Annotated in this window: 7 protein-coding genes and 1 pseudogene; 7 read left to right on the top strand and 1 reads right to left on the bottom strand. The window is 57.4% G+C overall.

Going from position 1 to position 12,882, the window contains the following annotated elements:
• Nucleotides 1–17 precede the first annotated feature (17 nt).
• A complete protein-coding gene (locus tag VXJ24_RS10410) occupies nt 18–1,064 on the top strand; it encodes a PspC-like choline-binding domain-containing protein (protein ID WP_330972852.1) in 1,047 nt (348 codons plus the stop codon).
• Between the two features lie 569 nt (nt 1,065–1,633).
• On the opposite strand, the gene VXJ24_RS10405 is transcribed toward VXJ24_RS10410, so the two are convergent.
• Nucleotides 1,634–3,727 carry a C39 family peptidase gene (locus VXJ24_RS10405; RefSeq protein ID WP_330972851.1) on the bottom strand — a complete coding sequence of 698 codons (2,094 nt, stop codon included), beginning with the start codon at nt 3,725–3,727 and terminating at the stop codon, nt 1,634–1,636.
• Between the two features lie 247 nt (nt 3,728–3,974).
• Between VXJ24_RS10405 and VXJ24_RS10400 the strand changes: the two genes are divergently transcribed.
• The 6 genes and pseudogenes from VXJ24_RS10400 (at nt 3,975) to VXJ24_RS10375 (ending at nt 12,524) form a co-directional block, all read left to right on the top strand.
• The gene (locus VXJ24_RS10400) at nt 3,975–6,383 is read left to right on the top strand and encodes a GH25 family lysozyme (protein WP_330972850.1); all 2,409 of its coding nucleotides are present in this window, start codon (nt 3,975–3,977) and stop codon (nt 6,381–6,383) included.
• A gap of 347 nt (nt 6,384–6,730) precedes the next feature.
• A complete protein-coding gene (locus VXJ24_RS10395; protein WP_330972849.1) occupies nt 6,731–8,524 on the top strand; it encodes an NTP transferase domain-containing protein in 1,794 nt (597 codons plus the stop codon).
• Nucleotides 8,525–8,527: 3 nt separating this feature from the next.
• On the top strand, nt 8,528–9,451 hold the full coding sequence (locus VXJ24_RS10390) for a DMT family transporter (RefSeq protein WP_330972848.1): 924 nt from the start codon (nt 8,528–8,530) through the stop codon (nt 9,449–9,451).
• A 521-nt stretch (nt 9,452–9,972) separates the two neighbouring features.
• Complete coding sequence (locus VXJ24_RS10385) at nt 9,973–10,692, top strand: cell wall-binding repeat-containing protein (RefSeq protein ID WP_330972847.1); 720 nt, start codon at nt 9,973–9,975, stop codon at nt 10,690–10,692.
• 15 nt (nt 10,693–10,707) lie between these two features.
• Nucleotides 10,708–11,112, top strand: a pseudogene (locus VXJ24_RS10380) (hypothetical protein); the annotation flags it as partial.
• 254 nt (nt 11,113–11,366) lie between these two features.
• On the top strand, nt 11,367–12,524 hold the full coding sequence (locus tag VXJ24_RS10375; protein ID WP_330972846.1) for an IS110 family RNA-guided transposase: 1,158 nt from the start codon (nt 11,367–11,369) through the stop codon (nt 12,522–12,524).
• The last annotated feature ends 358 nt before the right edge of the window (nt 12,525–12,882 follow it).

The raw sequence follows: 12,882 nt of genomic DNA, 5'->3' as shown, positions 1-12,882 counted from the left end.
CTTCCATAAAAGCAGTCTTGTCGAAGCGTGGATGGAAAGCGAAGCTGACTGCGGCACTCGCCGCAGCCACGATTGCAGCCCCTCTGGGTGTGGCGGCAATCGCGCCGCTCGGTCCTGCGGTGCAGGCATATGCCGACGAGGCGCAGGGACAGTGGGTCGAGAGTGGCAGCGGCAGCTGGTACAGGAATGCCGACGGCTCGTATCCCTCCGGCTGCTGGAAGGAGATTGGCGGCCTATGGTACCACTTCGATCCTGCAGGCTGGGTGCAGACTGGCTGGTTCAAGGATACGGATGGCTCCTGGTACTATCTTCGCGAAGAGAAAGACAGCGCTGATTATCATGCTGGTTGCATGTGCACATATTACGCGTTTGTCGATGGCAAGTTGTACTACTTCGACCTCGATGATGGGCGAATGGCCCAGAGCGAAGTCATCTCCTATGTGGTGCGAGCGGGTGCATCTGAATTTGATGAGGAGGACAGGTGCGACTGCGATTGCTTTGGCGCTGATGGAGCGTTTGTGGAAGGCTGGGCGAACATCCCGGAAATCACGCTTCAGAGGTCTTACAACTATGAGTTCGTGGGGACTGCCACCGTTCCGGGCGGATGGATCTATCAGACACTCACAGATCCCAAGTTTACCTACTGGCAGCAGATAGACGGGTCCTGGTACTATTTCCAGCCCTACAACTATCTGGGGCAGCGAATCGAGAATCCATCCTACGAATCGGATGAGAGCCGCCCAGCCTATTTCCTCATGGCGACAGGATGGTGCAAGCCGGCAGGGGAAAGCAGCTGGTACTACCTTGGCACATCCGGTGCCATGCAGACAGGCTGGGTCAATGACGGCGGAACATGGTATTGGCTCACGGGATCCGGAGCGATGGCGACAGGCTGGCAGAAGATCGGCGGCTCCTGGTACTGCTTTGCCGCCTCCGGAGCCATGCTCCACGACTGCTGGGCAGGGAATTACTATCTCGGCTCGAGCGGGGCGATGCTCACGGATGCAAGGACGCCCGACGGATACTATGTCGGTGCCGACGGCGCCTGGGTGCCAGGGAGATAGCATTTCCGCCATCAGGGACTTTCAGGCAGGGCTCCGGTATCTTCCGGGGTCCTGCCTTTCATCTGACGCTCTCCGGCACCTTGCGTGCTGAAGCCTGTCCTGACTTCAGCAACCCGTCCAACGGCAGCAGCTTCCGCCAGATCAGGATGTGCCCAAGCGCCGGATAGGAGAGCGTGTGCATCATTGACAAGACAGCATGGAAGATGATGTGCGAGATGGGCATAAGCTGCGGAATCCGAGGCAAGGCCGACTTCTGCTGCAAACGTACAGGAGTGTGCTGCGGATGAACTTAGATAACGTCTTTGGCTGCGTCTTCTCCGTTGGCGGGTTGCGGCAGAAGATATGGACCGTCGCCACCGAGTTCGTGCAGTCCCAGGGTCAAAGCGTGCTTCGCTTTGATGCCCCGGAGCATACGTCATCCACTGGAATTTGGTGAAAAGGCAGAAGAGATTCGAAGGTCCGACCCCCGGAGTACGGGAATTGGACCTTCGATAGAATTGCTTATAGGATCCAGGAGCTGCAACAGCTCAACCAGACGGTCCTGCCTTTGCGACAGCTGTCTTTTTTGGCTACCAGACAGCCACTGCGCCTCTGAGGACAGTCCAGCTGTTCATGAAGGTATTCCAGGAAACCCATTCCATACCGTCGATATAGGGATCAGCAACATAGAAGGTGTTTGTCTTGGCATCGAAGCCGCGAAGCAGCATGACATGGTTGTTCGTCTTGTAGCTGCCCCACCAGTAGATGAGCCTCGTTGACGGATAGAACTTGTAGGAAGTCCATACAATCACAGGATGTCCCAGAGAGAGCTGGTAGAGCAGGTCATAGACGCTGCAACCTGTGATGTCGAGAGTGTGGGCATACCTTGCGCCCCACTTCGCAACAGCCGGCATCATGATGGTGTCGAAGTTGCCGTCATTTGCGTAGGGAGTCCCCACGAATCCGTGGTAGGGGTTTCCATCGGTTGCATAGGGCATGGTTTTGAGGAACTGCTTGTAGCTCATGTTCAGGCAGTAACCCTTGGACCACAGTGCCATGAGAAGCGAAGCGCCCTCGCAGCCTTCCGGAGCACCCTCAGCGTACTGGTTGATATACCAAGGGATATCAAGGATGGTGCCATGGTAGGTATGGGCATGCCAGTCATAGCCAACGATGACATATTCCTTCCAGGCGCTGTCCCAGGCCACGTCTTCATACATGACCACGCCATTTGAGTAGGCGTAGTACCAGAAGTCCCCGATCTTGAAGTAGCTTGTGCACATGGCGCCGGAGCCATTGAGGTAGTACCAGTCATTTCCCTGCTTCAGCCAGCCGGTCTGCATCGCTCCGGAACCGGAAAGCCAGTACCAGATGCCGTCAAGCTTGATCCATCCCGTCTGCATGGCGCCAGAGGATGCGCACCAGTACCAGGTGCTGCCGTCCTTGACCCAACCTTTTGCCATGGCCCCCGAGTCCAAGAAGTAGTACCAGCTTCCATTCACATTCCGCCAGCTCGTCGCCATGGCTCCGGAGCTGTCAAGCCAGTACCAGGTGCCATTCAGGAGGAGCCATTCCGTTTGCATCGCGCCGGTATCCGTGTCGAGCCAATACCAGGTACTGCCGTCCTTGGCCCATCCTGTCGCCATTGCCCCCGAGCTCAAGAAGTAGTACCAGGTGCCGTCTGTCTTCTGCCAGCCTGTCGCCATTTTCCCAGTCTGCTGGTCAAGCCAGTACCAGGTGCCGTTCAGGAGGAGCCAGCCGGTCTTCATGTGTCCCTGAGCATCGAACCAATACCAAAAGTCCTGTACCTTTGCCCATCTCTGGGCCATGGCGCCGGTCTTCTCATCAAGCCAATATCGGCTGCTGCCCTCGGCAAGCCAGCCCTTCTGAAGGACGCAGGTCGAATCGTCGAGACGGTACCACTTGCCATCGATCTGCTGCCAGCCATGAAGCGCTGCGCCAGATGTATCGAGGAGATAGGTCTTGCCATCGATGGTCTGCCATCCGGTCAGCATGACCGCTGTTGCCTCATCGAAGCAGTAGAGCGTGCCAGAGATGGTCTTGACGCCCGTATCGGCAATGCCGGAATCCTGGAAATGGAAACGCTGCTGCTTGCCCTGGTATTCGACTGTCTGCCATCCGGTCTGGACAATGCCATCCTTGGAGAAGAGGTATCTCTTGCCATCTATCTCGTACAGGCCATCTTTGGCAAGCGTTCCGTCCTGCCTGAGATACTGCTTCTTTCCATCTTCTGTATTCTGCCAGCTGCCGCCAGACAGGATGGCGATGCCATCAGCTGCTTTCTTGTCCTCTGCAGCAGGGTCCTTGCCGCCTGCATCTCCCTTTGCTGAATCATCCGCCGGCTCATCTGGGTCTGGTGCACTTTTCTGAGGATCGCTCTTGCCTGCGCTGGATGCTTCCTTGCCCACCTGGGCGGAATCTTTTCCAGCGGCAGCTTCGGATGAAGACGTCTTGGACGATGGCTCGTCATCCCTGCTGCTCTTGGCTGATGTCGCATCCTGGGCAGCGTCTGTCTTGCCAGCTGGCATAGTCTGGGTGGCAGCGCCGGCTGCGGCTTCGGCTGGTTTGGATGCAGATGTCTCCAGCGCAAGGGCAGGACAGGGGGCCAGGGCCATGGCAAGCGTCATGGCGCAGGCAATCCCTTTCATGAGGGGTGATTTCATTGTTCCTCCAGAGAGGCGTCCGCAGCGTCAGCGCGGACCGGGAGTTGTGGATACTCAACTGACATTATCGGAATTCAGCGGTTCTGCAAGAGCCTGAATAAAGACTTTTACGTATGAATTCTGGGGTGCAATTGAGTGAATATCCGTCTGGATGGATTCTGAACCGCCTGGATGCCTGCTAGCATGAAGTCATTTCACATGGTCAGCATCTGATTGGATGGCATCAATGCGGTATGCACCCAGACATATGGCATATTCACCGAAACATGAGCTCATGATCCGCATCGGCATGGCTGCCGCCATAACATCGAGCCTTGCCTTTGCCGCACCTGCTCTGGCAGCGGAACCTTCTGATTCCGGGCAGGCAGCGTCTGCCGTGACGGTAGATTCTGCGGTCACGCTGGAGACTGAGACCAAGGCATCGACGTCCACAGCTGATGCCCAGAAGAAGGAGCAGGTCTCCGTGCCGAACGAGGGGGAGGCATCTGCCGAGACGGAATCAGATGGAAAGGGACTTAAGGACAGCGACGAGGCTGCTGTCTCTGCACCCGCATCGCCTTCCGGCTCTTCGGAAGGCGCTGGCGAGCAGCAGGAACCAGAAGAGGCGGGGAAGAAGGAGGCGGCGTCCGAGGCTTCCCAGAGCGCAGCCGCCGCAGTGGAAACGGAGACATCGTCTGAAGCCAATACAGCAGATTCTGCACAGACGACATATTCTGTCGAAGCGGTTTCCGATCTTGCTCCAACGTCTGCCGCCGCCGCGCCTGCACAGTACTCAGTCCTCCTTGCGTCTTCCGCAGCGGAAGAGAAGACGGTGCTTGATGGCATAGATGTCTCATATTACCAGAAAGACATCGATATCGCCAATATCTCCGCCGATTTCGTTATCGTGAAGGTCTCGGAGGGCACGTCGTATCTCTCTCCGAAGTACAAGACCCAGGCTGACGAGACGCTCGCTTCCGGCAAGCTGCTGGGTCTCTACCATTTTGCCCGCACCGGCACGACAGCTCTCGAGCAGGCGAAGTATTTTGTCGACCATATACAGAACTACCTGGGCAAGGCTGTGCTTTTCCTCGACTGGGAGAATACGAGCTACAGCGAGATCGAGAGTGAGGGGACAGGCTGGTGCAAGCAGTGGCTCGATGCGGTCTATCAGATGACAGGCGTCCGCCCTCTCATCTATATGAACAAGAACGCCGCAACGACGCATGACTTCTCCAATATTGCATCCGATTATGGCCTCTGGGTGGCCCAGTATGCCGACATGTCACGTCATGATGGCTATCAGGAAGATCCTTGGACGAGCAGCAGCGATTTCGGATCGTGGAAGGGCGGCCCTGCGCTCTTCCAGTATTCGAGCACAACCTATCTGCCCGGCTATAACGGTGCGCTAGATGTCGACAAGTTCTATGGCACCAAGGAAGCATGGATGAAGTATGCGGCGCAGCAGAGCGTCGATACCGGATGGAAGCTCGAAGATGGAGAGCTCCATTACTATGATTCAAAGGATGTGAAGCATACTGGCTGGCTCACCTGTGCAGATGGCCAGAAGTACTACTTCAGTTCTGCAGGTGAGCTCGAGACCGGCTGGCAGACGCTTTCTGGTTCGCGCTATTACTTTGCAGATGATGGACATATGACGACCGGCTGGTCCCAGCAGAGCGGATCGTGGTACTACTTCGGCGCCGATGGACACGTCAGGACCGGCTGGCAGTATGTGAACAGGAGCTGGTACTACCTCAATGCTTCCGGCGTCATGCAGACCGGCTGGTTCAAGGACACGGATGGATCTGTGTACTATCTGGCGAATTCGGGAGCAATGGTGACGGGATGGTGCCAGCTCGAAGAGGCCCGGTATTACTTCGATGCTTCGGGCAGGAGGTGCACAGGCTGGCAGACGATCGGCGGAAAGAGATATCTGCTCGATGCCAATGGCGCGATGCAGACAGGCTGGCTCGAAAGCTCCGACGGAATGCGCTATCTCGCTGAAGATGGCCATATGGTCACAGGCTGGTACAAGATCTCTGGTTCCTACCGCTACTTCTCTGATGATGGCATCATGCAGCTTGGCTGGATCGAGCTTTCGGATGGCTGGCACTATCTGGGAAGCGACGGAAAGGCGGCGACTGGCTGGCAGACCGTAAATGGAACCTGCTACCTCTTCTCTGAGACTGGCCTCATGCTGACCGGCTGGCAGAAGGTAGACGGAACCTGGTACTGGCTTGATGAGAACGGCATCATGAAGACAGGGTGGTACCAGGATTCTGCAGGCACCTGGTACTGGCTCTCCGATACGGGAGCCATGCAGACGGGCTGGCAGAAGATCCGTGGCACCTGGTATTACTTCTACGGCTCGGGAGCAATGGCTACCGGCTGGGCAAACGTCGGCGGTACCTGGTATTACCTTCTGGATTCTGGTGCCATGGCGGTGGGCTGGGTGAATGTTGACGGAACCTGGTACTACCTCACAGGGTCTGGTGCGATGGCAACAGGCTGGCAGCTCATAAACGGTTCCTGGTACTATCTCTCCGGCTCAGGAGCGATGCTCCATGACTGCTGGATAGGGAACTACTACCTCGGCCCGAGCGGCGCCATGCTCACGAATGCAAGGACGCCTGACGGATACTATGTCGGCCCTGACGGCGCTTGGATTCACTAGATTGTAAGCGCAGGCTTATACCTGCATTCCATAGCCTTTCAAGCATGGGGAGGTCTCCCGGGAGACCTCCTCTTTTATGTAAAAGGTCCTGTTTGTGAATCATGCAGCATATATGGCATGAAGAGGCACCTGCAATGCAGGCGGATGGCATTTTCTGCAGCCCTGCTGTCGACAGAGTGCTTTTCGATAACGAACTGATGGCACAGAGCATGTCCCGAGGCGATGGATTGCATTGGCTGATCTTCATGCAGTCTTTCTTTTGTACAAAATTAATAAAACTCAAGAAATAATGAACGTTCAATAGTATACTTATGAAATGGAAAATGAACATCAATGGAAGGGATGCCATGGCGCTCAAGCAGAAGGAATTCGAAGTGCTCTATGAGCTCAGCAGGGATGCATCCAGGCCGAGCCAGAGGCAGATTGCAGAAAAGACTGGACTGTCCTTGGGGACGGTCAACAAGACGCTCTCCGAGCTCTCCGAAAAGCAGCTCACCGAAGATGGGTCCATCTCCTCGAGGGGCCTTGCTGCACTTGAGCCATACCGTGTAGACAATGCTGTCATCATGGCTGCAGGTCTTTCCTCGCGCTTTGCACCCATCTCCTATGAGAAGCCGAAGGGCCTCCTGAAGGTCAGGGGAGAGGTGCTCATTGAGCGCCAGATCCGCCAGCTCAAGGAGGCAGGCATCGACGATATCACGGTCGTCGTCGGTTATAAGAAGGAGTACTTCTTCTATCTCAAGGAGAAATTCGGCGTTCGCATTGTCGTGAACCCCGAATATGCAACCCGCAACAACAATGGCACGCTCTGGCGAGTTCGCAACATCCTCGGCAACACCTACATCTGCTCATCTGATGACTACTTCACCGAGAATGTCTTCCGCGACCATGTCTACAAGGCAGAATACTCTGCCATCTATGCGGCAGGCGAGACCGATGAATGGTGCATCGAGACTGCTGCAAGCGGCAGAATCGCGGGCGTCACGGTCGGCGGGCACGATTCCTGGATCATGCTCGGCCATGTTTATTTCGACCGCGAGTTCTCGAAGAAGTTCGTTTCCATCCTCGAAGCAGAATACAAAAAGCCTGAGACGGCAGGAAAGCTCTGGGAGAGCATCTATCTCGACCATGTCAAAGAGCTCGACATGCGCATCAGGAAGTATCCTGCTGGCATCATCAATGAATTCGATTCGATCGACGAGCTCAGAGATTTCGATCCTGCCTTCATGGAGAATGTGGATTCGGACATCCTGGACAACATCGTCTCGGTGCTCCACTGCAGCAAGAATGAGATCTGCGACTTCTATCCCTTGAAGCAGGGCCTCACGAATCTCTCCTGCCACTTCAGGACGAACGATGGGGAATATGTCTATAGGCATCCCGGTGTCGGAACGGAGAAGCTTGTGGATCGCCGCTCTGAAGAGGCGGGACTCAGGCTTGCCAAGAAGCTGGGGCTTGATGAGACGTTCATCCATGAAGACCCTGATGCCGGATGGAAGATATCACGCTTCATCCCGAATGCGAAGAACCTCGACCCGATGGACGACGAACAGCTGAAGACAGCCATGGAGATGTGCCGGAAGCTTCATGAGAGCGGAGCGCATCTGGATAGGAAGTTCGACTTCTTCGATGAGGGCAAGCACTATGAGGCCCAGCTCAAGATGCACGGCCCCATCGATGTGCCGGGGTATGACGAGCTTGCACGCAAGGCAGAGAAGCTCCATGGCTTTCTGGAAAGCGATGGCTATCCGAAGTGCGTGAACCACAACGATTTCTTCTCGCTCAATTTCCTGATTGACGACAAAGGACATTACAGCCTGATCGACTGGGAATATGCCGGCATGTCCGATGTGGCAAACGACTTCGGCACGTTCTGCGTCTGCTGCCAGTTCGATCCCAAACGGATAGATCTGGCACTCTCCTATTACCTGGGGCACAAGCCGACTCTGGAAGAGCGGCGCCATTTCTGGGGCCAGATGGTGCTTGCCGGCTGGTGCTGGTATGTCTGGTCGCTCGTAAAAGAGGCGGATGGCGAGAACGTGGGCGAATGGTTCTATATCTATTACAGCTATGCTGCCGACTATATGGACGAGGTCCTCTCCTGGTATGGAGAGAAGGACAAGAACGGATCGAAGGAGTAGGCCATGAAGTATGGACTCATGAGCGGCATTCTCTGGGGCATCGATACGGTCATACTTGGCATAGCCTTGGGCATGATGCCATTTGTCGGTGCCGCCGAGGCGACTGTCGCCAGTGCCTTCATGCATGATGCAGCCTGTGCAATCATCCTGCTTGTCTTCATGGGCGCACGAGGCAGGCTGGGGGATACAGCTGCGGCGCTGAAGACCAGAAGCGGCAGGGTGGTCATACTCGGCGCGTTGCTTGGAGGGCCTCTTGGCATGAGCGGCTATCTTCTGGCAATCGGCAATATCGGCGCGGGCTATACTGCAGCGATATCTGCCTTCTATCCGGCCTTCGGCGCCTTCCTCTCCTACATCTTCCTCAAAGAGAAGATGACGCCCAAGCAGATCTGCGCCCTTCTTGTGGCACTTCTGGGCATCATGGTGATGGGCTGGAGCTCGGCTTCTGCAGATGTCCCCGGAAATCCCCTGCTGGGCATACTCGGTGCCCTTGTCTGTGTCATTGGCTGGGGCTCCGAAGCAGTCATCCTCGCCTGGGGCATGCAGGATGATTCTGTCGACAACGAGACGGCGCTCCAGATCCGCGAGACGTCATCTGCCCTCATGTATGCGCTGGTCGTCGTACCCCTTGCAGGGAGCTATGGCCTGGTGTTCCAGGCGCTTCCCACGGCTTCCAATCTGGTCTTGATTGTCTCCGCCCTTGCAGGCACCACTTCCTATCTCTTCTACTACAAGGGCATCGATGCGATCGGTCCTGCAAAGGCCATGGCGCTGAACATTTCCTATTCGGCCTGGGCCGTGGTGTTTGGAGCTTTCACGGGAGCCATTCCAGGACCTCTCGAGATCGTCTGCTGCATTGTCATCATCTGCAGCACGGTGCTTTCGGCAACGCCTGACTGGAAGGCAATGCTCTCCTCTGCGCGCTGATGAAGAGCAGCACCGCCATACGGCAAGATGAGAAGACTGCTTGGGAACTCCGGAATTCCACATAGCGGACAGGGAAGTGCAGAGGCTATATTCAAGCTGAATCCAGAAATCTGCAAAAGAGAGACGCGCATCAGAGATGCAAGCGGAAAGGGCCTTGGTTTGAGATGAGCGCTTGATCTTGCCCCCGCATCTACCTCAATCGCAGTGCCAATGCAGCAGCGGTATATAGGCGTCCGGCTGGCAACCATATGCAATGGTGTTCTAGGGAAGGGCTTCCATGGGGAGGCCCTTCTTCTGTGTTTCCCGACTGCGTGTAGGCTTTGGCTGCAAGATGTCCTGTTTGAAGTCCTGGCTCTCGAGCGCTGCATCGGAAAGGTTGGCCATCCTCAGCAGAACGGACATCCGGCTGAGAGATCCAGCCTTGTACTTCCGTCTGCAGAATCCTTGACACACGAGCGCTCTGCCAATCATAGGATGGAGTCGCTTCAAGCATTTGTTCAGCTGTATACAAGGAGGACACAATGACGAAGCGTGCGGTATCGACGAGATTGTTTGCTGTCCTTGCGGCGGTCGCGCTTGCTTTTTGCGTGTTGCCGGCGCAAGCACGGGCTTTTACGGCAGACGCAGGCACAACGGTATATATCACCCGCTATGGACATGCCTATCACATCTATAGCGACTGTCCGGCGCTTGCCGGACATGTCACAATAAGCATTGCGTTCGGGAACCGTGGCTCAAGGGATGTATGCGATCTCTGCGAAGCGAGGTACGAGAAATCTGGCGGCAACAGCCAGCAGCAGAACGCAGGATGGGTCGCTTCGAACGGCAGATGGTGGTACCGGAATGCGGATGGATCATATCCTGCAAACTGCTGGCAGAAGATAGACGGTTCCTGGTATCACTTCGACGCTCAGGGCTGGATGCAGACAGGCTGGCTGAAGGATGGAGGTACCTGGTACTATCTGAAACCTTCCGGTGCAATGGCGACCGACTGGCAGAAGATAGATGGCTCCTGGTACTACTTCAATGCCTCCGGTGCCATGCAGACGGGCTGGATCAACCTCGGCGGCACCTGGTACTATCTATCCGGTTCGGGCGCCATGGTGACGGGCTGGATCAACCTTGGCGGCACTTGGTACTACCTCGCAAGTTCGGGCGCCATGGTGACAGGCTGGCAGCAGATCGACGGCTCATGGTACTACTTCGATGGGTCCGGAGCCATGTATGAGAACCGGTGGTGATGCGACTACTACCTCGGCTCGAGCGGAGCGATGCTGACGAATGCCTGGACGCCTGATGGCTACTATGTAGGCAGCGATGGCAGGCGGATTCCAGCCAGCGCAGACAGCAGCTACGGATCGATTCTCGCGGACTATTCCGCACGTATGGCAGCGGCTGCACCGGGTTTCGTTGCTGAATGCAGTGCCGAGCATTCGGCTTATTCGACAATCGGTGGCAGAGCCGAGCTCAGCAACGCAAAGATAGAGAAGCTTGCGGCTATCGAGAACGAAGGCACGGAAAAGACGGCCGAGCATCACTTTGCAGCAAATGACTCTTACAGCACCTATCAATCATGGGCTCTGAAGCTCTATGACGTCTACGAGCAATATGCCCAGCAGATCACGGATGCCTATATGGCTTCCTGCAGCGATCTCTGGTAAAAGGTGCAGCCGATAGCATGCAATAGGGGAGAGGGGCCTCGAAGCCCCTCTCCCCTCTCTGCAGCGAGAGAACGCTTCAGACAGATTTTACTTTGCTTACCGTTAATCAAAATCTCTCTGTTAGACAGTATGACCCGAACCCTAAGGACTGGGAGGCTCTGCCGATTCCGTCGGAGCGGGACCTCCCGAAGCCGCACAATGTCTTTCATCGCAGGGAAAGGCGCGCGGCGCCACAAAGGGACGGGAGACCCCACATGAGCAAGGATAGCAAAAGCTTCGTCAGCACAGCCGGCATGGCAACGGTCTTCGGAATCGACAGCCATTCCAGGACGACCACCATCTGCGCCCTATCCAGGGAGAGCGGCGAGACCGAGACGAGGACGTTCCGGGGCAACGACTATGCTGCCATGGCACGGTGGATGTCAGGATTCCCGGCGCCTGCCCTGGGCGTCTACGAGGCAGGCTGCACCGGATTCGTGCCTGCCCGCAGGCTCTCGGCCGGCAACGTCTCCGTCGTGCCGATAGCGCCTTCCAAGATGCCGGCATCGTCGGATTCCAGGACGAGGAAGAACGACAGGAACGATGCGGCGAGGCTCGCGAGGCTGGCCGTGGCAGGCGAGCTGAAGGAGGTATGGGTGCCTCCCTGCGAGATCGAGGGGATGCGCGAGCTGGCGCACGCGCTCGACGACCTGAAGGCCCAGCGCACCCGTGCGTTCCAGCATGTGCTCGCGCTCCTGTGCCGCCACGGCGTGATATGGGACGAGAGGACCCCCAGAGGCGCGCTCAGGAAGCCCTGGTGCGCTGCATTCTGGACATGGCTGCGCGGCATCGACCTCGGCGATGCCGCTGCCCAGGCAGCGCTCCGGTCTGCGATCCGCGCAGCCGAGTCGGCGGACGAGCAGTACGGGGCGCTCCTGGACGAGGCGCACAGGCTCGCCGGGGCCTCCCCGCTGGCCGGCATCGTCAGGGCCCTCCAGTGCCTCAAGTGCGTCCAGTTCGTCACGGCCCTGACGTTCGCCGCCGAGGTCGGCGACTTCTCCCGCTTCCGTTCCGGCAGGAGCATCACGTCGTACTTCGGGCTCGCCCCCTCGGAGAGCTCGAGCGCGGCCAAGAAGAGGATGGGCGCGATATCCAGATGCGGCTGCGCGCTCACGAGGTCGCTGCTCGTGGAGTGCTCGTGGTCGGCGCTGAGATGCAGCCCGGCGAAGGGGAAGGCATGCCCGGAGCCGGTGGACGTGCGCATACGGGAGCGTGCACGCACGCTCTCTGCGCGCCTGTGCAGCCACAGGAGGTCGCTGGTCGCACGGGGCATGCCTGCATGCAAGGCCAATGCGGCCACGGCGGCGGAGCTGGCCAGGTTCATGCTCTTCCTCGGCAGCGAGCAGCAGTCGCTCGCAGCCGAAGCGTCATAGGCAGGGGATGGAAGGCGGCCCCGTAGGGGCCTGCGATATCTGGAATGCCCCTGGGAGCGCGCCCTGGTTGCGCGAGACTCCGGCGGCGGACGCGAATGGTCTATGTGCAGCGGGCATGCCCGTTACGCACGGCGTTAGAGTGCTGTCCTGCCGCCAAGCCGGAACACCGATGTGCGGGCCGCGGCAGCGCGGTATCCGCGGATATGAGAATGAGCAGGAAGCTCGCATAGTCTCATGGGGACAGGACGCGCTTCCAGGGGCATTCGGCAGCGGAAGGGATCTCCCTGCAGGTCCGGGAGGCTCAGGCCTTGCGGACATGGGATGCCGTGCCGCTTGACGGGGTTCGGGACATATGAGA

It is taken from the genome of Olsenella kribbiana, from assembly GCF_036408795.1.
GTDB lineage: Bacteria > Actinomycetota > Coriobacteriia > Coriobacteriales > Atopobiaceae > Olsenella_L > Olsenella_L kribbiana.
This window is presented reverse-complemented; position numbering and strand designations above follow the sequence as displayed.

Bases quoted from the DNA above. Each gene is read 5' to 3' on its own strand.
- VXJ24_RS10405 (WP_330972851.1), bottom strand. From the start codon at position 3,727: ATGAAATCACCCCTCATGAAAGGGATTGCCTGCGCCATGACGCTTGCC.
- VXJ24_RS10400 (WP_330972850.1), top strand. From the start codon at position 3,975: ATGGCATATTCACCGAAACATGAGCTCATGATCCGCATCGGCATGGCT.
- VXJ24_RS10395 (WP_330972849.1), top strand. From the start codon at position 6,731: ATGGCGCTCAAGCAGAAGGAATTCGAAGTGCTCTATGAGCTCAGCAGG.
- VXJ24_RS10390 (WP_330972848.1), top strand. From the start codon at position 8,528: ATGAAGTATGGACTCATGAGCGGCATTCTCTGGGGCATCGATACGGTC.
- VXJ24_RS10385 (WP_330972847.1), top strand. From the start codon at position 9,973: ATGACGAAGCGTGCGGTATCGACGAGATTGTTTGCTGTCCTTGCGGCG.
- VXJ24_RS10375 (WP_330972846.1), top strand. From the start codon at position 11,367: ATGAGCAAGGATAGCAAAAGCTTCGTCAGCACAGCCGGCATGGCAACG.